The 19842-nt window shown below is 49.5% G+C and carries 20 protein-coding genes and 1 tRNA gene; 16 read left to right on the forward strand and 5 right to left on the reverse strand.

The features are described 5' to 3' along the window. The first annotated feature begins 50 nt into the window (after positions 1 to 50). From hscA to CWB98_RS09925, 10 genes are all read left to right on the forward strand, one after another. Positions 51 to 1913: a Fe-S protein assembly chaperone HscA gene (hscA, locus tag CWB98_RS09880; RefSeq protein WP_138544721.1), complete on the forward strand. Its 1863-nt coding sequence runs from the start codon at positions 51 to 53 to the stop codon at positions 1911 to 1913. A 1-nt stretch (position 1914) separates the two neighbouring features. After that, entirely contained in the window at positions 1915 to 2253 is a 339-nt protein-coding gene (gene fdx, locus CWB98_RS09885) for an ISC system 2Fe-2S type ferredoxin (RefSeq protein ID WP_010384025.1), read from the forward strand. Positions 2254 to 2313: 60 nt separating this feature from the next. After that, the gene (locus tag CWB98_RS09890) at positions 2314 to 3750 is read left to right on the forward strand and encodes an NAD-dependent succinate-semialdehyde dehydrogenase (RefSeq protein WP_138544722.1); all 1437 of its coding nucleotides are present in this window, start codon (positions 2314 to 2316) and stop codon (positions 3748 to 3750) included. Between the two features lie 239 nt (positions 3751 to 3989). Beyond that, on the forward strand, positions 3990 to 4874 hold the full coding sequence (locus CWB98_RS09895; RefSeq protein WP_138544723.1) for an NTP transferase domain-containing protein: 885 nt from the start codon (positions 3990 to 3992) through the stop codon (positions 4872 to 4874). A gap of 43 nt (positions 4875 to 4917) precedes the next feature. After that, positions 4918 to 5991, forward strand: coding sequence for a phosphotransferase enzyme family protein (locus tag CWB98_RS09900; protein ID WP_138544871.1), 1074 nt, complete (start codon positions 4918 to 4920; stop codon positions 5989 to 5991). A gap of 182 nt (positions 5992 to 6173) precedes the next feature. Beyond that, the gene (locus tag CWB98_RS09905) at positions 6174 to 7550 is read left to right on the forward strand and encodes a Gfo/Idh/MocA family protein (protein ID WP_138544724.1); all 1377 of its coding nucleotides are present in this window, start codon (positions 6174 to 6176) and stop codon (positions 7548 to 7550) included. Between the two features lie 85 nt (positions 7551 to 7635). Continuing rightward, positions 7636 to 8172: a nuclear transport factor 2 family protein gene (locus tag CWB98_RS09910; RefSeq protein WP_249364653.1), complete on the forward strand. Its 537-nt coding sequence runs from the start codon at positions 7636 to 7638 to the stop codon at positions 8170 to 8172. Between the two features lie 30 nt (positions 8173 to 8202). Next, positions 8203 to 8457: a hypothetical protein gene (locus CWB98_RS09915; protein WP_138544725.1), complete on the forward strand. Its 255-nt coding sequence runs from the start codon at positions 8203 to 8205 to the stop codon at positions 8455 to 8457. Next, positions 8457 to 9077 (forward strand): nicotinamide riboside transporter PnuC, encoded by a 621-nt coding sequence (gene pnuC / locus CWB98_RS09920; RefSeq protein ID WP_138544873.1) that lies wholly within the window; start codon positions 8457 to 8459, stop codon positions 9075 to 9077. Before CWB98_RS09915 ends, pnuC begins: the two co-directional genes overlap by 1 nt. After that, entirely contained in the window at positions 9049 to 9852 is an 804-nt protein-coding gene (locus CWB98_RS09925; protein ID WP_171045621.1) for a phosphotransferase, read from the forward strand. The genes pnuC and CWB98_RS09925 overlap by 29 nt, the downstream gene beginning before the upstream one ends. A 99-nt stretch (positions 9853 to 9951) precedes the next feature. Here CWB98_RS09925 and CWB98_RS09930 read toward each other — a convergent pair whose 3' ends face one another. Further along, complete coding sequence (locus CWB98_RS09930; protein WP_054015953.1) at positions 9952 to 10134, reverse strand: helix-turn-helix domain-containing protein; 183 nt, start codon at positions 10132 to 10134, stop codon at positions 9952 to 9954. Positions 10135 to 10355: 221 nt separating this feature from the next. Between CWB98_RS09930 and CWB98_RS09935 the strand changes: the two genes are divergently transcribed. Beyond that, positions 10356 to 10430 (forward strand) — tRNA-Arg (locus CWB98_RS09935). 37 nt (positions 10431 to 10467) lie between these two features. On the opposite strand, the gene CWB98_RS09940 is transcribed toward CWB98_RS09935, so the two are convergent. Both CWB98_RS09940 and CWB98_RS09945 read right to left on the reverse strand, forming a co-directional pair. Then, entirely contained in the window at positions 10468 to 11427 is a 960-nt protein-coding gene (locus CWB98_RS09940; RefSeq protein ID WP_138544727.1) for a zinc transporter ZntB, read from the reverse strand. 66 nt (positions 11428 to 11493) lie between these two features. Beyond that, positions 11494 to 12234 (reverse strand): thioesterase II family protein, encoded by a 741-nt coding sequence (locus CWB98_RS09945; protein WP_138544728.1) that lies wholly within the window; start codon positions 12232 to 12234, stop codon positions 11494 to 11496. 292 nt (positions 12235 to 12526) lie between these two features. Here CWB98_RS09945 and prfC point away from each other — a divergent pair, with 292 nt between their 5' ends. The 4 genes from prfC (at position 12527) to CWB98_RS09965 (ending at position 17566) form a co-directional block, all read left to right on the forward strand. Then, the gene (gene prfC / locus CWB98_RS09950; RefSeq protein WP_054015950.1) at positions 12527 to 14116 is read left to right on the forward strand and encodes a peptide chain release factor 3; all 1590 of its coding nucleotides are present in this window, start codon (positions 12527 to 12529) and stop codon (positions 14114 to 14116) included. Between the two features lie 198 nt (positions 14117 to 14314). Continuing rightward, entirely contained in the window at positions 14315 to 16057 is a 1743-nt protein-coding gene (gene argS, locus CWB98_RS09955; protein ID WP_138544729.1) for an arginine--tRNA ligase, read from the forward strand. Positions 16058 to 16152: 95 nt separating this feature from the next. After that, positions 16153 to 16791 carry a pyridoxamine 5'-phosphate oxidase gene (gene pdxH, locus CWB98_RS09960; protein ID WP_138544730.1) on the forward strand — a complete coding sequence of 213 codons (639 nt, stop codon included), beginning with the start codon at positions 16153 to 16155 and terminating at the stop codon, positions 16789 to 16791. Positions 16792 to 16801: 10 nt separating this feature from the next. Beyond that, positions 16802 to 17566: a TatD family hydrolase gene (locus CWB98_RS09965; RefSeq protein WP_138544731.1), complete on the forward strand. Its 765-nt coding sequence runs from the start codon at positions 16802 to 16804 to the stop codon at positions 17564 to 17566. 107 nt (positions 17567 to 17673) lie between these two features. On the opposite strand, the gene CWB98_RS09970 is transcribed toward CWB98_RS09965, so the two are convergent. Both CWB98_RS09970 and CWB98_RS09975 read right to left on the reverse strand, forming a co-directional pair. After that, positions 17674 to 17865: a hypothetical protein gene (locus CWB98_RS09970; RefSeq protein ID WP_138544732.1), complete on the reverse strand. Its 192-nt coding sequence runs from the start codon at positions 17863 to 17865 to the stop codon at positions 17674 to 17676. Between the two features lie 188 nt (positions 17866 to 18053). After that, positions 18054 to 18674, reverse strand: coding sequence for an AhpA/YtjB family protein (locus CWB98_RS09975; RefSeq protein ID WP_138544733.1), 621 nt, complete (start codon positions 18672 to 18674; stop codon positions 18054 to 18056). Between the two features lie 121 nt (positions 18675 to 18795). Between CWB98_RS09975 and serB the strand changes: the two genes are divergently transcribed. Next, positions 18796 to 19809 carry a phosphoserine phosphatase SerB gene (serB, locus tag CWB98_RS09980; RefSeq protein WP_138544734.1) on the forward strand — a complete coding sequence of 338 codons (1014 nt, stop codon included), beginning with the start codon at positions 18796 to 18798 and terminating at the stop codon, positions 19807 to 19809. The last annotated feature ends 33 nt before the right edge of the window (positions 19810 to 19842 follow it).

Below are 19842 nucleotides of genomic sequence, written 5' to 3' on the forward strand. Positions count from 1 at the left end.
GTGGCTGCAAAGCGCAGCGACAACCAGCTTCACCAAAGTGAAAGAGCATTATGGCATTATTGCAAATTGCTGAGCCGGGGCAGAGCGCGGCACCTCATGAACATAAACTGGCCATTGGGATAGACTTGGGCACCACCAATTCGTTGGTTGCTACGGTCCAAAGTGGCGAAACCAAAACCCTGACCGACATCAATGGCGAGGCGATGTTGCCTTCTGTGGTCCGTTATCATGACGAACAGGTAAGCGTTGGTAAGTTGGCGCAGCAAGAAGCGGCATTGGATCCGGAAAATACCCTGATCTCAGTAAAGCGCTTTTTGGGTAAAACGGCCGAAGAAATTGCCAGCAGCTATGGTCAGCTGCCTTACACCTTTGTTGAGCATCAGGGCAGCCTGGCTGTTCAGACTTGCGCAGGGCCAATCAGTCCGGTTCAGGCATCGGCTGAAATACTCAAATCACTCCATCAGCGTGCTGTTGAAAGTTTTGGGGGTGAGGATGTAATGGGTGCGGTGATCACTGTGCCTGCTTATTTTGATGATGCACAGCGTCAGAGCACTAAAGATGCCGCTGAAATTGCCGGTCTTAAAGTATTGCGCCTGTTGAATGAGCCAACCGCTGCGGCAGTCGCTTATGGTCTGGATTCAGGTCAGGAAGGCGTGATTGCCGTGTATGACTTAGGCGGTGGTACCTTTGATATTTCTATCCTGCGCCTGAATAAAGGCGTATTTGAAGTGCTGGCCACTGGCGGCGACTCAAGCCTGGGCGGTGACGACTTTGATGCACTATTGGTGAATACTTTTAAACAGCAAACCGGGTTAACCGACCTGACTGCCAAAGAGCTGCGCCTGTTCATCAACAAAGCCAAAGCGTGTAAAGAAGCGCTGACCAGCTATGAAACGGTGAACGTGAAGTTGCCTGTGCGCGAGCAGGAATTCACCGTGACCATTACCCAAGCCCAGTTTGCTGAGCTGGCAGAGGAACTGGTTAAGAAAACACTGCGTTCGTGCCGCCGTGCGCTCAAAGATGCGGGCGTTGAAAAAGAACAAGTGTTGGAAGTGGTGATGGTGGGTGGTTCAACCCGCATGCCTGTGATCCGCAGCGCCGTCGAAACCTTCTTTGCTAAGCCCCCTTTGACGTCGATTGACCCGGATCGGGTCGTTGCACTGGGCGCTGCTATTCAGGCAGATATTCTGGTCGGCAACAAGCCGGACTCAGATATGCTGTTGCTGGATGTTTTGCCATTGTCTTTGGGCCTGGAAACCATGGGCGGGTTGGTTGAGAAGATCATCCCACGTAATACCACAATTCCGGTTGCTCGTGCGCAGGAGTTCACCACCTTTAAAGATGGTCAGACGGCCATGTCACTGCATGTGTTGCAGGGCGAGCGTGAGCTGGTTGATGACTGTCGCTCTTTGGCTAAGTTTAGCCTTAAAGGCATTCCGCCAATGGCGGCAGGGGCGGCACATATTCGCGTAACCTTTAAGGTGGACGCGGACGGTTTGCTGAGTGTGTCTGCAATGGAGAAATCCACTGAAGTACAGGCTGAAATTCAGGTTAAGCCGTCGTTTGGTCTGAGCGACGATCAGGTTGCACAGATGCTCAAAGATTCTATGAGTAATGCCAAAGAAGATATGCAGGCACGTATGCTCAAAGAGCAGCAGGTTGAAGCGCTGCGTGTATTGGAAGCCCTGGAGGCCTCATTGGCGACCGACAGCGAGCTGCTTAATGAGCAAGAGTTGACGGCATTGCGCGATGCGATGGCCGCACTTGATAACGCACGACTAACGGCCACGGATCCACAAGCGATCAAAGCGGCAATCGAACAGGTTGATGAGGCAAGCAGTGAGTTTGCATCACGCCGTATGGATGTATCAATTAAACACGCACTGCAAGGTCAGTCGGTAGACGAGGTGTAATATGCCACAGATTATCTTTTTACCCCATGAAGAACTTTGTCCGGAAGGCGCAGCCATTGAAGCAGAATCAGGCAAAACTGTACTGGATGTGGCGCTGAAAAATGGCATCAGCATTCCCCATGCCTGTGAAAAGTCCTGTGCCTGCACCACTTGTCACGTGGTGATCCGTGAAGGGTTTGACTCGCTTGAAGAAAGCGATGAGCTGGAAGATGACATGCTGGACAAGGCCTGGGGGCTGGAAGCAGAATCCCGGTTGGGTTGTCAGGCGGTGATTGCCGACGAAGACCTGGTTGTGGAAATCCCCAAATACAACCTCAATATCGTCAACGAAGAACATTAATCTTTGTCTCTACAGGGCCGCATTTAGCGGCCCTGTTCAGTTATGGAAGGAGCGTTTGCAATGACACTTATCACCGAACAAAACCACTCCTGGGTGAATGGCAGCCCCTGGCAATCACAGCGGCAATTAACAGTGCATAACCCGGCCAACGATGTGCCCATCGCGACGGTTTCCATTGCCAATCACGAGGCGGCAGAACAGGCGCTCAGCGCAGCGCAGGCATGTTTTGATATCCTTAAACTGCATCCTGCCCAGCAGCGAGCCGAGGTGCTGATGCGCTGGTATCAGCTCATACTGGACAATGAAGCGGTACTGGCAGAGTTGATGACCAAAGAGCAGGGCAAACCGCTGCGTGAAGCGCTGGCTGAAGTCAAATACGCAGCGGGGTTTGTTCAATGGTTTGCCGAGGAGGCACGGCGTGCTTATGGCGAAGTGATCCCATCGCACAGTCCCTCGCACCAGCTGACAACGATAAAGCAGCCCGTCGGTGTGGTGTTGGGGATCACGCCCTGGAACTTTCCACTGGCGATGATCACGCGCAAAGTGGCACCGGCTTATGCTGCGGGTTGCCCCTTTATTCTTAAGCCGTCAGAAGAAACGCCTTTGAGCGCCATTGCTTTGGCCAAATTAGCGTTAGAAGCTGGGTTTGAAGATGCCGCTTTTCAGGTTCTGGTAACGGATGATGCTGAGGCGCTGGTAGCCCCCTTACTGGCAAGCCCGGTGGTGCGTAAGCTGACTTTCACCGGCTCCACATCAGTGGGTAAAAAACTGCTGGCACATAGTGCCGACACGGTAAAACGGACCTCAATGGAATTGGGCGGCAATGCCCCCTTCATTGTTTTTTCCAGTGCGGATGTCGAAGAGGCGGTGGCTGGCTTGATGGTGGCCAAGTTTCGAAATGGCGGGCAAACCTGTGTGGCCGCTAATCGGATTTTTGTCCATCAGGATGTCCTGGCGGCCTTCACCAATGCACTCATTGAGGCGGTTGCCAAACTGGTGGTTGGCGACGGATTAGAGGCGGCTACAGATATCGGGCCGCTGATCAACGCCAAAGCCAAAGACAAAGCGCAGAAGTTGATTGAGGATGCGCTTAGCAAAGGGGCTCAGCGGGTGTATGAGGGAGTTGCCGGAGTTGGCAACTTTATGGCGCCGACCATTTTGCTTGATGTGACCGAAAAGATGGACATTTATCGCCAGGAGATTTTTGCGCCGGTTGTCAGCATCATTGCGTTTAATGACGAACAAGACGTGATACGTCAGGCCAATGGGATCCATGAAGGACTTGCTGCTTATTTCTATTCTCAGGATGTGTCCCAGATCCACCGGGTGTCTATGGGGCTGGAATATGGCATGATTGGTATTAATGAAGGCGCTATTTCGAACCCGGTTGCGCCGTTTGGTGGTATGAAGCAATCTGGCCTGGGGCGTGAAGGAGCCAGGGAAGGGCTTCAGGAATTTCAGGAAACCAAGTACCTGTGTCAAAAGTTTCATGAATAATTGTTCCGCAAACTGGAACTTTTCTTTGCTTCCATTGTTCATAATGCGAGTAGAGTCGTGGCTTTATTCGCATGAGGAAAAAATTAAATTTAATAAATTCAGGTTATTACCTTCTTAATATTCTACTTCCCTTGTTACATTTAAGGTGTAACGGTTATCTCGCTTTTTACAACGACTTTTAATTTATGTCGAAGCTATGTACACTAGCCGTTTAAATTTTGATTGGCTGGAAATTGACTATGTACACTGGGAGGGAACCGAGCCTGGTGATCCTGGCTGCGGGTCTGGGTACCCGGTTTGGTGGGAACAAGCAAATAGCACAACTGCCTGACTTTAACTGCACTATCATGGAGCTGAGCATTCAGGATGCATATGCAGCTGGAGTCCGTCACGTGGTGTTGGTCATTAACCACCTGGTTAGGCCCTTGATAGAAAAGCAAATTTTACCACGGCTTTCGGACGAACTGCAGGTTGAGCTGGTTGAACAAGCCATCATGGATGTGCCATCACGCTTTAACACTAAGGCACAGCTGCGTCAAAAGCCCTGGGGAACCGGACATGCACTGCTGTGTGCAAAACCGTATATACCAGGCGCAGCCATTGTGATAACAGCTGATGACTATTACGGCCCGGGTGCTTTTAGGCAACTGGTTTGCCACTTTGCAGAGCCAGAGCAAAGTGATATGGCAATTGTTGGCTATCCATTAGCACAAACTTTGTCACAGCAAGGTGGCGTAAATCGAGGAATATGCCAAACTCAGAAAGACTGTTTGGCAGAAGTCGTTGAATATCTGGATATTCAACAAATAGATGGTGGCTTGTCGGGTAATTCACCCGAGGGTAGCCGGGTTATATTACCTGGAAATGCGTTGGCCTCCATGACTTGCTGGGGTGTAACGCAAACGTTGTTATCACAGCTTGAAGTAGAGTTTCATCGGTTTCTAGAAAATTATGACAGCGATGTCAAAAGCGAGTATTATTTGCCTGACTGTATCCAAAGCTGTATTCAGCAGGGCCTGCTGCGAGTTCGAGTGCACCGCGCCTGTGATCGCTGGTTTGGTATCACTTACAAAGAAGAATTAAAGAGAGTCTCAGGATTATTATATGAACTACGTCACGGATGAGCCTATCACCTGTCACAGTATTGAGAGTGGCAATGAGGTTACAATGAAAAATCGCGCAATTGCAGAAGTCTTGTCGCAGCAATTTGGTCTGCATGGAGACTCTGTTTCTCTTCGTCCTATCGGCAATGGACATATAAATACAACGATGTTGCTAAAAAATAAGCAGCGCGCTTTGGTTGTGCAAAAACTCAATACAGTTGTTTTTCCAGAGCCCGAGCAATTAGTAAAAAATGCGATAAAAATAGAGCAGCACCTGGAAAATAAAGCCAAAGATGGTGGCTATAATTTAGCAATCATTCGTCATGTAACGACAGTGAGTGGTGACTATCTGGTGGAAATTGAGGGCGAAGTCTGGCGGGCATTAGAGTTTATTGGTGGTAGTTACAGTGAGGATGTCGTCGACAGTGAGCTGAAAGCCGGTGTTGCCGCGAGTGCATTTGGCCAGTTTGCATCTGCCTTAGATGATTTTGATGCGACTCAGCTCTATCATGTGATCCCGGATTTTCACAATCTGGCAATGCGCATTGAGATGTTTGAAGACATTCTTAGCCGCGATCCGCTGGGGCGTGCAGCCTTATGCCAGGAAGAAATCTCGTTCTGCCGTGCGCAATTTTCACTCGCACAAGAGGTGGCTGATGTAGAAGCGCAATTGCCATTGAGAGCTTGTCATAACGATACCAAGATCAATAATATGCTGTTCTGTTCAGAGTCAAACAAAGCACGAGCCGTCATTGATCTCGACACCTGTATGCCGGGTTATTGGCTCTATGATTTCGGTGATATGGTTAGAACGTTTTGCTCTCCGGAAGCTGAAGATTCAACTAATCTGGCAAATGTTCGGGTGCGAGAAGAAATTTTTGCTGCACTGGTGAGAGGTTATAAAGGGCCTTTGTCAGCAAGCCTGACTGACACCGAAAAACGCAGCTTCATTCTTGGCGCGAAAGTTATGCCTTTTATGATTGGTTTACGTTTTCTGACTGACTATCTGGATGGAGATAATTATTTCTCCACTAAACATTCTGAGCATAACCTGCAGCGTGCGAGAAACCAGTTTGCCTTGTATCAGGATATCGTCGCGAAGCAGGCTCAGCTGAGCCATATTATTGATGCTGCCTGAGTGTTTGGAAGATAAGAAAGCGCCGTCAGGCGCTTTTTTTTTCGTCTGAAATACCTCGAGTGCATTTGTGGACGTCTTAAACATCACTTTGTACCGATTAGTTATCTGTTTGTCGCAATGCTTTTGCAACCCTGTGTGCAATCCGTTAGCGTGCAGGGGAAGTATCTTCGAGGATAATAATAATGACAAATTTAAACCGCCGGGATTTTCTTAAAGCTGCCGGGGTTGCAGCGGCCGCAGGCGTGGTCTCCGGGTGTGCGCAGAGCAAGACCGATCCATTGCAACATGTGCCAGAGCGCCAGGGTAAATCAGTCATTGGACTGATAGCGCCTAAAATGGATGTGGTTCGTGTTGGTTTTATTGGCGTAGGTCAGCGGGGCTATGGTCACGTTAAACGTATGAGTCACATTGACGGGGCCGAGATTGTTGCCTTGTGTGACACCCATGATGAAGTGTTACAGCGTTCAGCCAATTATCTCACTGAGCGCGGGGTGAAAGCGCCTGCGTTGTATCAGGGTTCTGAATTTGCGTACCGTGAAATGCTTGCCCGGGATGATATTGACATCGTTATCATCTCAACCCCGTGGCGCTGGCATGCCCCCATGGCAGTGGATACCATGGAAAGTGGCAAACATGCCTTTGTTGAGGTGCCACTGGCTCTGACGGTTGAAGAAATGTGGCAACTGGTTGATACCGCCGAGCGGACCCAGAAAAACTGTATGATGATGGAAAACGTCAACTATGGTCGCGACGAGTTGATGGTGCTGAATATGGTGCGACAGGGGCTGTTTGGTGAGCTGTTACACGGCGAAGCCGCCTATATCCACGAGCTGCGCTGGCAAATGAAAGAGCTGGAGCATAAAACCGGCTCCTGGCGCACTGAGTGGCACACTAAACGCAATGGTAATCTCTATCCCACTCATGGTCTGGGTCCGGTTTCTCAGTATATGAATATCAACCGGGGCGACCGGTTTGATTATCTGACGTCTATGAGCTCGCCGGCACTGGGCCGCGCTGCCTATGCTGCGCGTGAGTTTGCGCCGGACCATCAGCGCAACCAGTGGCAATATGTGGCCGGGGATATGAATACTACTTTGGTAAAAACGGTTAAAGGGCGTTCTATCATGATCCAGCATGATACGACGACGCCGCGTCCTTACTCCAGACATAACCTGATCCAGGGTACCAATGGCGTGTTTGCCGGATTCCCGAATCGTATTGCGCTGGAGCAGGGAGGCACAAAGTCGTTTCATGAGTGGGATGAGGATATGAGTGCCTGGTATGCCAAGTATGATCACCCCTTGTGGCTGAAAATGGGGGCTGAGGCTGAACGTAATGGCGGTCATGGTGGTATGGACTTCCTGATGTTTTGGCGAATGATTTATTGTCTGCGCAACGGAGAGCCTTTGGATCAGGATGTTTATGATGGCGCGGCTTGGTCAGTGATCTCGCCCTTATCTGCATTATCGGTCGCTAATCGCAGCGAGTCTGTCACTATTCCGGACTTTACCCGCGGAGCGTGGGAAAGCGCAAAACCATTGGGGATTGTTGGCGCATAGTTGCTAGCTAACACAGATCATCCATTTCGGGTGTGGTATCATTTCGGGGTTGATACCTGATAGATATTCACACTCGGAGGTAGGTTTGCGCGGATCATTTAAAATTCATGTCTTTTTATGTCTGATCTTATTGAGCACCATGCTGATTGAAGGGTGTGGTATGACGCCAAACGGTGCCCAACAAACACATCATCACAGTAAGTTCCAACAGCAAATAAATAACTATATTGCGACCTATCAGGCGCGTCGGGACTTCGAACACTTCTTGTCTTTTTATGCCGATGATGTGCAGCTTGAAGATATGATCTATGGCTTTGCCGTCAAAGATAAGCAGGCGCTGGCAGAGTTTTTTAACTGGTCGGCAGGGAATGTACAAATTCTAGATGGCGAACAAACCTTTATGCTGGACGAAGTAATCATCAATGAGCAGCAAAGACGTGCCGTTATTCGTGGTACCTATGTTCGCTTTACGTTTGAAGGGCGGGAAATGGGACCCTGGCGTTTCACAACCGTGTTGCACTTTAACTCAGACAATAAGATTACTTATCAGCAGGATTGGATCAACTACCGGCCTCGTTCATTAACAGACGGCGGTAGTAACTTAAACCATTTAAGCAATTAATTCCTTTATAACTTTGGCGAGGACTCTGCTATGCAACTCTCTGTTGAGATCAGCAAATACCCATTACATTCCGACTATATTCCGTTTATCAAAGATTTTATAGAGCGGCTGAATCAGCACCCCGAACTTAAAGTTGTGACAAATACCATGTCTACCCAAGTGTTTGGTGATTATGATGTGCTAATGACGGTGCTATCTGCGCAAATGAAGTGCTCATTTGAACAGTTTGGTAAAATTGTATTTGTTTGCAAATTTATCAGTGGCGACCTGTCGCCTCAGTCATGATGCAGTGGCTTACTGAAACTCTGGCAGGGTTTACCGCCATGTCAATGTGGGAGTACCTGGCAGTTATTTTATCCGCGGCATACTTGTTACTGGCAATTCGGGAAAACTCCTGGTGCTGGCCAGCGGCATTTGTCAGTACATTTATCTACACCGTGATGTATTGGAATGGTGCATTACTGATGGAATCATTGCTGAACTTTTACTACATGTTTATGGCGGTGGTCGGTTGGTGGATGTGGCGCAGTGGTCGGCAGGATAAGTCACTGCCCATAGTATCCTGGTCCTTATTGCGCCATACAGTTATCATTCTGGGTACCTTCGTTGTGGCACTGGCGATAGGGTATGTAATGGACAATTATACCCATGCTGAACTGGCCTATCTGGATAGCCTGACGACCTGCTTTGCTGTGGTTACAACTTATCTTGTTGCCCGCAAGGTACTGGAGAACTGGTTATACTGGGTGGTGATCGATGCCGCTTCTATGTATCTGTATTATCTCAAAGGCTATTATCCCACGCTGGTGCTGTTCGGCTTCTATACCGTGATGGTTTGTTGGGGCTATGTACGCTGGTATGAGGTACATCAAAACAATGAAGGTAAGCCGCTTGCCGCTTTGTGATAACCAACTAAGAGGGTTGCTCAGGCAGGCTTTTGGGGATGCCTCATTTCGAGCTCTGAGACCACTCGATAAAGGGTTAAGCAATAAGAATTACTATCTGGAGCTAGGGCAGCAGGGCTTCCTGCTAAAGTGCTATTCAAATGCGCTGCCCGCAATGGCATTGGATGCGCAATCGCAGCTGGCAAAGGTTGGTGTGGCGCAATCTCCGGTTGTCTACGATGAGCACACCCGGCTGGCTTTATTTGAATTTGTCACGCAGAGCGATGAAGTGATTGGTCTCAGCGAGCAGTTATTAAAGAGGCTGCACACATTACATCAGTTTTCATTCCCTAAAATTGGACATCTGGCATTGAGTCCCGCCCTGACAGAGGCGGGCCAAGTGCTCACACAGCCTTTATATGCTGCACAACTGCGTTCGCAGTTGGATCTGTTTGAGGCCGACACCTGCTTTTGCCACAATGATTTGGTCAGGGACAATATATTGGCGACAGCTCAGGGGCCGGTGTTTATCGATTTTGAATACGCGCAGTACAATGATCGGTATTTTGATCTGGCGGCTTTGTGTGCGTCATTTTCACTGACCGTGTACCAAGGTCATGCTATGTTGAGCCAGTACTATGCATTGTCGAACTCAGTTATGCCTGCTTATGCTCAGGATAAGTTAAAGTGCTATGTTCAGGTTTATCTGCTACTTAGCATAGCCTGGTATCAGCAGCGTGGGTTAGAACGGTATATAAAACCTTTATGGGTACAACTAAAGGCGTGGCGGCCCTAGTTGCTTCGCGCAGACATGTCAGCCCGAGACCATTCGGGCATTAAAACAGGCTGATAACGAAGCAATTGGGAAGAAATGATGGGTCAGCCTTTCGCGGGGCTAAATACCTCCCAAGCGTTGTGCCAGTTCTTTATACTTTTCTACGTCTTCTTTATCAAAAATTGGTTCGCCCTGGTCGTCCTGTTGTTTGGCAACCAGAAGGTTTTCGCGTGCCAGTCGTCTGACGCGCTCCACTTTAACATCTAGAAATTCAGCAACTTGTTCAGTGGTCATTGGAGTCATAATACGGTCCTCTCAGATGATGTCATGCTAATACAGGAAGACCAATTTCCCTTGTATTAGCAGGTCGTCATTATTGTTATTGTTCTAAGCATAGTTAAATATCGCGAATTTCGCTCTATGTGAAGTCTTTTTTCCAGTTTTAGACCATAAATTAAGCATATAGACAACAATGACTGGTATTTGCTGTTCGATATGATTATTATTGGCCTCACAAAGATGCTGCTCTCGTGGTGAAATGGATATCACGTGGCCCTCCGGAGGCCAAGTTCTAGGTTCGATCCCTAGCGAGAGCGCCATTTTTCATTTCAAACTTTCCAGTCTTATTTCAAGCATCTAAATCCATTTTCTACGCTTAAACAGTATCGCAACTGCGATGGTCAATACCACCAATGAAATCACAAAAATGGTAAATGACCAGGGGTTCTCTGTGCCTGGGATGCCACCAATATTGACCCCCAACAAACCCGTTAAAAAGCCTAATGGCAAAAATAAGGCGGCGACAACAGACATGATATACATGCGCTGGTTTAGTTGTTCATTGAGCTGGTTGGCGATGCTTTGTTGCAGAACCTGCGCGCGCTCTATGCTTGCTTCGAGTTCTTCAATGTAGCGGCTCAGGGTATTATTGGCTTCACCCAATAACCGTCTCTGCTCAAGGTTGAGCCAGTTAACTTTGGTATCGATCAGGTCATAGATTGCCTGGCGCTGAGGTTTAATATAGCGCTTTAACGAAATCACCTGGCGCCGCAGCAGGGTAATTTGATGGTAGTCAGGCTGAGACTCTTCTTTATCGAGCTGCTCTTCAAATTCGTCCAGCTGCTCTTCGACCTGCCACAGTGTATCTTGCATACGGTGTGTCAGGCGATCAATCAAAGCACAGGTTAAGTCACTAATAGTGTTTGCACCTGCACCATCGAGCAGAGCATCACGTAAGTCTTCAATAGAAATCAGCACACGCTTGCGACAGGTGATCAACAGGTTTTTACTGACAAAACAGCGAACTGAAACCATGTCTTCGGGGTTTTGCCTCGGGTTTAGATTAACGCCCCGCAAAAAAAGCAATAAGCCCTGACTGGCCCGGGTCACGCGAGGGCGGGTTTCTTCGGCCAGCAGTGCCTGCCACTCCCACTCCTGCAAGCAATCTAACTGGCTGAGAAAGTGTTGTACCGCCTCACAGGTATAGTCGAAATGCAACCACATTGGCTGGTCGTCTTTAAATGCCTGCGCCAGGTCAGTAACAGGCACTGCGCCACCTTGACCATTGAGGCTAAGCGCATGAAGTAAACCTTCCATATTCAATCTCTACAGGTAAACAGGTATGTTGATCATTGGTTAGCAAAGATGTTTTGGCAAGCGAAGCTACAGTATTTTACTGAGCACCTGATTAACCGCTCGGATCACCTCATCACGACACTGATTAATGAAAAAGTGATCGCCATGGAAGTAGTGAATATCAATTGTATGGTCACTGAGGTCTTGCCAACCATGTAGCTGTTCAGAGCTGATATCACTGTCATCGTAGCCATGGAATACGGTGATTGGACAGGGCAGGGCAATTGCTTCGCCCTGATAGCACTCGGCAATCTGAAAGTCGGCTCTGAGTAAGGGCAGCAGTAATTCCATCAGTTCTTTGTGTTCCAGCAGCTCCTTAGGCGTCCCATTGAGCTTATATAACTCAGCTACAAAGGCGTCGTGAGGCAGATTGTGGATGCGCTCTTTATCTGAGGACGTATGAGGGGCGCGGCTGCCTGAAGCAATGAGGTGACGTGGCAGAGGCGCATTTCGCTTAGCCAGGTGTTTAGTGGTTTCAAAAATAACCCGACTACCTAAGCTGTGGCCCATCAGAACATAAGGTTTTTCGGTCAGAAACACCTGATGTGCAAGTAGTTCGTCGACTTTACGCTGCATGTCAACATGGGCCGCTTCTCCCATACGAGCGCCGCGGCCGGGGAATTGTAGCAATACCAGCTCTACATCGGGGTGCAGTTCATTACTCCAGGGCATGTATATCGCTGGCGAGCCCCCGGCATAGGGAAAACAGAAGAGTCTGAGTTTGGCATTGGGATTCGGTTTAGGTATTACAAAAAGCTTGTTGTTCATATCGTTATGTCTTTTTCTGGAATTGGGAACTATCCTACCAGACGATATTCAGCCGCGTCATTTTATTCAAAAAATATTCACATAATACGCAGACTTTCAGATGCACAGGACAGAATTGACCTAGTGTTGCGTGAAATCCTGATTGAACTTGCCTTCATTGATTGTTAAAAGTGCCAAGATCGGCGAAAATAGTGCACGATTAAAAATGAACCCGCCGGATGACCCTGCAAAGTGTCGTGCGCACACTTTGCGCAGCATGTATGGATCCGCGTATAACCAAAAGAATTGACTAATGGCAGATCAGACTTTCCTCAATGAAATAAATAAGCGACGTACTTTCGCTATCATCTCGCACCCGGATGCGGGTAAGACCACCATCACAGAAAAAGTATTGTTGTTCGGTAAGGCCCTGCAGCAAGCGGGTACGGTTAAAGGTCGAGGCTCCAACCAGCACGCAAAATCAGACTGGATGGATATGGAAAAAGAACGGGGTATCTCGGTGACGACATCCGTCATGCAGTTCCCGTACAACGACAGCCTGGTAAACCTGCTGGATACGCCGGGACACGAAGACTTCTCGGAAGACACCTATCGTACTCTGACCGCTGTGGACTCGTGCCTGATGGTCATTGACGCCGCGAAAGGTGTTGAGGATCGAACTCGTAAGCTGATGGAAGTTACCCGCCTGCGTGATACGCCTATCGTGACCTTCATGAACAAACTGGACCGTGATATCCGCGATCCGATGGAGCTGCTGGATGAGGTTGAGACTGAACTGAACATTATGTGTGCACCGGTTACCTGGCCAATCGGCTGTGGTAAAGAATTCAAAGGCGTTTATCACATTCATCGTGACGAGACCATTTTGTACCAAACCGGTCAAGGCCATACCATTCAGGACGTCCGCACCATTAAGGGGCTCGACAACGCAGACCTAGATGCCGCCATCGGTGAAAGCCTGGCCGAGCAGCTACGTGAAGAGTTAGAGCTGGTCATGGGGGCCTCTCATGAATTCGACAAAGAGTTATTCCTGAGCGGCGAACTCACACCTGTGTATTTCGGGACTGCATTGGGTAACTTTGGTGTGGACCATATGCTGGATGGCCTGACAGAATGGGCACCGTCGCCGCTGCCGCGTCAGACAGACGAGCGTGAAGTGAGCGCCGACGATGAGAAGTTCACCGGTTTTGTATTTAAAATTCAGGCCAACATGGACCCGAAACACCGCGACCGTATCGCCTTTATGCGTATCGTGTCGGGTAAATACACTCAGGGCATGAAAATGAACCATGTACGCCTTGGCAAGCAGGTGAGCATTTCTGATGCCGTGACTTTTATGGCGGGCGATCGTGAGCGCGCACAGGAAGCTTTTGCTGGCGACATCATTGGTCTGCACAATCATGGCACTATCCAGATTGGTGATACCTTCACCCAGGGCGAAAAACTCAAGTTCAGCGGTATCCCGAACTTTGCCCCTGAGCTGTTCCGTCGTATTCGCCTTAAAGATCCGTTGAAACAAAAACAGCTATTAAAGGGCTTGGTACAGTTATCAGAAGAAGGTGCGGTTCAGGTATTCCGCCCGCTGATCAACAACGATCTTATCGTAGGCGCGGTTGGTGTGCTGCAGTTTGATGTGGTTGTGGCACGTCTGAAGTCTGAGTACAACGTGGATGCGATTTATGAAAGTGTCAACGTTCAAACGGCGCGCTGGGTTAATTGTGACGATGAGAAAAAGCTGGCAGAGTTCCGCCGTAAGTGCGAGCAAAACCTGGCACTCGACGGTGGTGATAACCTGACTTACGTTGCGCCAAGTCGCGTTAATCTGAACCTGTCGATGGAGCGTTATCCGGACGTACAATTCCATCAGACACGCGAACACTAAACATACATATAGGGGGCACACCGTTGTTATGCCCCTAAAGTCACGGTTCGGGTTGATTTGACTTACGGGCTTCCTATAAGCTGGTACGTCCGACCGTATTGTTCGCTTAAATGCTTTAGCTGCGTTTTATTCCGGTACCTTAAGGTACCGATGAGGTTTGCTCAGTGCACATGCTGGCACTGACCCAAAGGAAACACGATGAACATTAAAAGTATTCTAATTGAAAAAGCTCTGTCTGCGATGGCCGCGGCAGGGATCCCTGAAGGCACCAACCCAGCGGTGACGCAAAGCACCCGCGCACAGTTTGGTGACTATCAGATTAATGGCGCAATGGGCGCCGCGAAAGCACTGAAAACCAACCCGCGCGAGTTGGCACAAAAGATCATTGATAACCTGGATGTCAGCGACCTGGCTGCGAAAACCGAAATTGCCGGTCCGGGTTTTATCAATATCCACTTAAAGCCTGAGTTCCTGGCTACAAGCCTGGAAGCGGCTAATCAGGATACCAAGCTGGGCGTGGCAGAGCACACTCAGGCACAAAATGTGGTCGTCGATTTCTCTTCGCCAAACCTGGCCAAAGAAATGCACGTAGGTCACCTGCGCTCGACCATTATTGGTGATGCGGTGGTACGCGCCCTTGAGTTCCGTGGTGACAAAGTCACACGTCAGAACCACGTGGGAGACTGGGGTACTCAGTTTGGTATGCTGATCGCCCATCTGGAAGACATGCTGACACAAGGCATTGACCTGGAAAATGTGGCCCTGGCCGATTTAGAAACCTTCTACCGTGATGCCAAGAAGCGTTTTGACGACGAAGAAGGCTTCTCAGACAAAGCCCGTGATTACGTAGTTAAGCTGCAAGGCGGCGATGCGCACTGTCAGAAGCTGTGGCAGCTGTTTATCGACACCTCGGTTAAGCACTCAGAAGAAGTGTACAAAAAGCTTAATGTGACGCTGACTCGCGACGACATCATGGCCGAAAGTGCCTACAACGATCGTCTGGTCGGGATCATTGAGTTGCTAAAAGAGAAAAACATTGCGGTTGAAGATCAGGGCGCACAGGTGGTGTTCCTGGATGAACTGGCAAACAAAGACGGCGAGCCGTCGGTGTTTATCGTGCAAAAATCTGGCGGGGGTTTCCTGTATGCCACAACCGATCTGGCAGCCTGTGATTATCGCTCCAATGAGCTGGGTGCCGAGCGTATCCTGATCTTTGTAGACGCGCGTCAGAGCCTGCATTTTAATCAGGTTGAACTAACTGCACGTAAGGCTGGTTTACTGCGCGATGAAACCAGCTACGAGTTCTGTCCGTTCGGCACTATGATGGGCAGCGATGGTAAGCCATTCAAGACCCGTACCGGCGGTACGGTAAAGTTGGCAGAGCTACTTGATGAAGCGGTGAGCCGTGCCAGCGAGAAACTGGCCGATCGTGCGTCTGAGCTAAGCGAAGAAGCCCGTGCTGAAATCGCCCGTAAAGTGGGCATTGGTGCGGTAAAATACGCAGACTTGTCGAAGCACCGTACCAGTGATTACATCTTCAACTGGGATACCATGCTGAGCTTTGAAGGCGCCACGGCCCCTTATTTGCAGTATGCTTATACCCGTGTGCGCAGTATCTTCCGTAAAGCAGGCGTCGACAGTGCAGCCCTGAGCGGCAGCATCAACATTGTTGAACCACAGGAAAAGGCGCTGGCGCTGAAGCTTCTGCAACTGGAAGAAGTGCTTGATCTGATGATCGCCGAAGCGACACCGCACGTATTGTGTGGATATCTGTACGAGCTGGCAAGTCTGTACATGACCTTCTACGAAGCCTGTCCAATCCTCAAAGATGATGTGGCTGCTGAAGTACGTGAAAGCCGATTGTTATTGTGTAATCTGGTTGCCAGAACACTATACACCGGTCTGGAGCTGCTGGGCATCGAGGTGATGGAGCAGATGTAAGCTTCGGGTGAGATCATGCAGCTCACTCAGTCCATTACATGCTAGACTAAGGCCGCAATATTGCGGCCTTTTGTGTTATATAAGGAATGACCACCATGAAACTTGATGATATTCGTCGCGAATATACCAAAGATGGCCTCTCCCGCGAGAAGCTGGATGACAACCCCATAGTACAGTTTGAGCACTGGCTGCAGCAGGCGGTGGATGCAAACCTCAGCGATCCGACTGCCATGGTGGTGGCCACGGTAGATGAACACGGCCAGCCGTCGCAGCGCATTGTATTACTTAAGCAGGTGGACAATAACGGTTTTGTGTTTTTCACCAATACCGGGTCGCGTAAGGCACAGGAGCTCAAAGGCAATAACAAAATTTCATTGCACTTTCCCTGGCACAATCTGGAGCGTCAGGTGATTGTGTATGGTGAAGCTGAGCCGCTGCCAACTTCGGCGGTGGCGAAGTACTTTCTGTCTCGTCCCAAGGAAAGTCAGCTGGCCGCTTGGGCATCGCAGCAGTCGCGCCCGGTGTCTTCTCGTCAGGCCCTGATGCAAACCTTTAACAGCATGAAAGCCAAGTTTGCTAAAGGCGATATTCCGCTGCCGGATTTCTGGGGGGGTTACTGTGTTAAGCCGCACCAGATTGAGTTCTGGCAAGGGGGAGAGCACCGTCTGCACGACCGTTTTATGTACCGCAAAGATGCAAGCGGGCAGTGGCAGGTTGAGCGCCTGAACCCTTAAGGACATTGCGGTGCGCTTTATTGATACCCACTGTCATTTGGACTTTGATGAGCTCAGAGAGCGTTTGCCACAGCATCTGGCTGATGCGCAGGCGCTGGGTGTTGAGCACTGTGTGGTACCGGGCGTGACTTTGGCCCAGTGTCGCACTTTGCCTGCTTTTGCGCAGCAGTATTCAGGCGTCAAAATCGCCTTTGGCCTGCACCCCTATTTTATGGCGCAGCATAAAGCGGGTGATATGGCGCAACTGGCCGAGCTCGCACACCGGCATAGTTCAGAGTTGGTGGCCATCGGTGAATGTGGAATTGATGCCATAGTGGAGGATATCCCCGCGCAGCAGCAATTGTTTATTGAACATATTGCACTTTCCAATGCGCTTAAGTTGCCGCTGATTGTCCATCACCGCAAAAGCCATCATCTGCTGGCGGCGGCTTTTAAGCAACAGCCCCCTCAAAACGGCGGCGTTATTCATGCCTTTTCGGGCTCACTGCAAGATGCCAACACGTATCTGAAACTGGGGTTTAAACTGGGCGTGGGGGGTACCATCAGCTATCCGCGGGCGGTGAAAACCCGCACTACGCTGGCTCAAGTGCCGTTAGACTCACTCGTGTTGGAAACCGATGCGCCTTCTATGCCGCTAGCGGGCTATCAGGGACAGCCGAACACACCTAAACGGCTGGTGGAGGTGTTTGAGCATTTGTGCGCCATTCGCGAAGAATCCCCTCAAGACATTGCAGAGGTAATTTACAAGACGTCGCAGGAAATATTAAGCAGATAATGCCCTGAATGAAATATGGTAGCACTGGGATTTAGCTACACAAATTTTGGTAGGTTTGATTGTTGCAAAGAGGGGCTCACCCCTCTTGTGATACTTTATGCGTTACCTTAGTCTGTTACACAGTGCATACCGTCAACAGTGTTACAGTTAAAGTTAGTAAGTCTATCACCACACCAGTATTGGCAAGAAACAGGGCGAGTTTCAATTCGACCGCCAGCTACATTTGGCGTTGCCTGAGCATCTAAATTACGCAGATTAGACAGCGTCTTCATATTTTTCTTTTTAATCTGTAATTTCATTTTATTTTCCTTAAACTTGAAATTGCGCCAGCGCTGAATTGATTGCTCAGCGCGGTATGCAAATTACCCATTATGGTAACTTGCAGTTAAAACATTATTTTAATTTCTACCTGACGTCAATAGTTTTAACTTTTTGTTTCTTTTGAATAGTTTATAGCCCATGCAGGTTTTTAGGGCTACTGGCAATGCTATTGTTCATCAGCAACGCTATTGCGGATCTGACGTTTCACTTCCCAGCGCTTTAAGGCTCGGCCAATCTGCCAGGTAAAAATACAGGCAATAGCCAGCATCAGCAGCACCACGCGACCCAGCTCGTGGAAATGGCGGTGACTTTCTGCCATGGCGGATTCGGTTAAATACTCGACGCTGACAAAACCTAGGGGCTGTTGCTCCGTATCATAAATGGGCTCAACAATCGGCTGCTTAGACTGAGTCAGCCCAGCTAAATGGCGGGGCAAGTCGGTTATTTCTGGTGGTGCATCCTGGCCATCGTTGCCGATAATAAATTGGCCTTGTTGATTGTAGAGCCTGACTGACAGTACAAATTCGTCACTGGCGAGGTGGTTACACAAAGCCCTGAGCTGTGGCGTATCCATGCGGCTGAGTGGCAAAGCAGCATTCAGCGCCAGTTGTTTAGTCAGGCTACGACCTGTGTGATCAGCATTGGTGTGTAACAGCTGATGAGAGCGAAAGCTGGTATTAAAGGCCAGCCAGGTAACGGTTAAAAAGCACATTGCCGCGACCAGCAGACGCAGTAAACGGCGGTTGCGTGACGAGGAGAGATATTCAAGGGCTTGTGTATTTTTCATAGATCTTGTTTGCCTGCTGACATGCCATGATTAAGATGTTACAAAGGGCGCATACCGTTACCAAACAAGTACTAATACATCGGTTCAGAAGAACCGGATATGACCCCAATCAGGAGTATCCATGTCAAAGTCACTCGCGTCAATCCAGTTGCGTGCCATCGCTGAGCCTGCTCAGCAGCTTCTTACCTTAGCAAATTGGTACCAGATTGAAAACGAAGATCACCTTAAACCTGGTGCTTGCCCATTGTCAGAAGACGGTCAGTACCTGTGCTTCTTTGGTGGCGAGCTCAGCGAGGAGACTATCCTGGAAATTTTAGGCTTGTGCGAGCGTGCGGATATTGAGGTCTCCAGATTGGCGCTATATCAACCCGCAGCTGATATAGCACCCGGGCTGGTTCTATACACCGAGTCGACACGAGATGTGCGTGCGCCTATTCGCACATTAGCGGCACAATGTGGCCTGCAAGGCGCCGCCATCAGCCAGCCGCCGAGCTTGCGCAAGCCCGGTTTACTGGTGATGGATATGGACTCCACGGCAATCAAAATTGAGTGCATTGATGAAATTGCCAGACTGGCCGGCGTCTATGATGAGGTTGCTGCCGTCACTGCACAGGCGATGGCCGGGCAGCTGGCGTTTAACGACAGCCTGTATCAGCGTGTTGCCAAGCTATCCGGGGTAGAACTGCCGCTTATTCAGCAACTCAAAGATAACCTGCCGTTGATGGAGGGCGTTGCCCAGCTGTGTGCGGTACTGAAGGCCCATCACTGGCGTCTGGCAATTGCCTCCGGTGGCTTTACCTGGTTTGCCGACGCGCTCAAAGCGCCGTTGCAGCTGGATGCTGTTTTTGCCAATACACTGGAAATTGCCGATAACAAGCTCACCGGTAAAGTGCTGGGAGAAGTTGTTGATGGCAGTAAAAAAGCCGAAGTCCTTAAATCCCTGACTACACAGTTTGGCATTGCGCCCAGACAAACCGTGGCCATGGGCGACGGCGCCAATGATTTAATCATGATGGCCGCTGCGGGCTTAGGCGTGGCTGTGCATGGCAAACCTAAGGTGGTCGAGCAGGCCGATGCCGCGATTACCGAAGGGTCGTTGACTCAGCTGCTTTATTTGCTGAGTGTCCCGGTCTAGTTGTGAGTTACTAAAAGCAAAGCGGGCATAAAG

It is taken from the genome of Pseudoalteromonas rubra, assembly GCF_005887115.1.
Classification (GTDB): Bacteria; Pseudomonadota; Gammaproteobacteria; order Enterobacterales; family Alteromonadaceae; genus Pseudoalteromonas; species Pseudoalteromonas rubra_F.

What these genes read in the sequence shown, in the direction of transcription:
- CWB98_RS09900 (WP_138544871.1), top strand. Translation starts at nt 4,918, where the DNA reads ATGAAAAATCGCGCAATTGCAGAAGTCTTGTCGCAGCAATTTGGTCTG.
- CWB98_RS09975 (WP_138544733.1), bottom strand. Translation starts at nt 18,674, where the DNA reads ATGAAAAATACACAAGCCCTTGAATATCTCTCCTCGTCACGCAACCGC.
- prfC (WP_054015950.1), top strand. Translation starts at nt 12,527, where the DNA reads ATGGCAGATCAGACTTTCCTCAATGAAATAAATAAGCGACGTACTTTC.
- argS (WP_138544729.1), top strand. Translation starts at nt 14,315, where the DNA reads ATGAACATTAAAAGTATTCTAATTGAAAAAGCTCTGTCTGCGATGGCC.
- CWB98_RS09970 (WP_138544732.1), bottom strand. Translation starts at nt 17,865, where the DNA reads ATGAAATTACAGATTAAAAAGAAAAATATGAAGACGCTGTCTAATCTG.
- CWB98_RS09895 (WP_138544723.1), top strand. Translation starts at nt 3,990, where the DNA reads ATGTACACTGGGAGGGAACCGAGCCTGGTGATCCTGGCTGCGGGTCTG.
- CWB98_RS09925 (WP_171045621.1), top strand. Translation starts at nt 9,049, where the DNA reads ATGAAGGTAAGCCGCTTGCCGCTTTGTGATAACCAACTAAGAGGGTTG.
- CWB98_RS09930 (WP_054015953.1), bottom strand. Translation starts at nt 10,134, where the DNA reads ATGACTCCAATGACCACTGAACAAGTTGCTGAATTTCTAGATGTTAAA.
- CWB98_RS09915 (WP_138544725.1), top strand. Translation starts at nt 8,203, where the DNA reads ATGCAACTCTCTGTTGAGATCAGCAAATACCCATTACATTCCGACTAT.
- CWB98_RS09890 (WP_138544722.1), top strand. Translation starts at nt 2,314, where the DNA reads ATGACACTTATCACCGAACAAAACCACTCCTGGGTGAATGGCAGCCCC.
- CWB98_RS09940 (WP_138544727.1), bottom strand. Translation starts at nt 11,427, where the DNA reads ATGGAAGGTTTACTTCATGCGCTTAGCCTCAATGGTCAAGGTGGCGCA.
- fdx (WP_010384025.1), top strand. Translation starts at nt 1,915, where the DNA reads ATGCCACAGATTATCTTTTTACCCCATGAAGAACTTTGTCCGGAAGGC.
- CWB98_RS09945 (WP_138544728.1), bottom strand. Translation starts at nt 12,234, where the DNA reads ATGAACAACAAGCTTTTTGTAATACCTAAACCGAATCCCAATGCCAAA.
- hscA (WP_138544721.1), top strand. Translation starts at nt 51, where the DNA reads ATGGCATTATTGCAAATTGCTGAGCCGGGGCAGAGCGCGGCACCTCAT.
- CWB98_RS09905 (WP_138544724.1), top strand. Translation starts at nt 6,174, where the DNA reads ATGACAAATTTAAACCGCCGGGATTTTCTTAAAGCTGCCGGGGTTGCA.
- pnuC (WP_138544873.1), top strand. Translation starts at nt 8,457, where the DNA reads ATGCAGTGGCTTACTGAAACTCTGGCAGGGTTTACCGCCATGTCAATG.
- serB (WP_138544734.1), top strand. Translation starts at nt 18,796, where the DNA reads ATGTCAAAGTCACTCGCGTCAATCCAGTTGCGTGCCATCGCTGAGCCT.
- pdxH (WP_138544730.1), top strand. Translation starts at nt 16,153, where the DNA reads ATGAAACTTGATGATATTCGTCGCGAATATACCAAAGATGGCCTCTCC.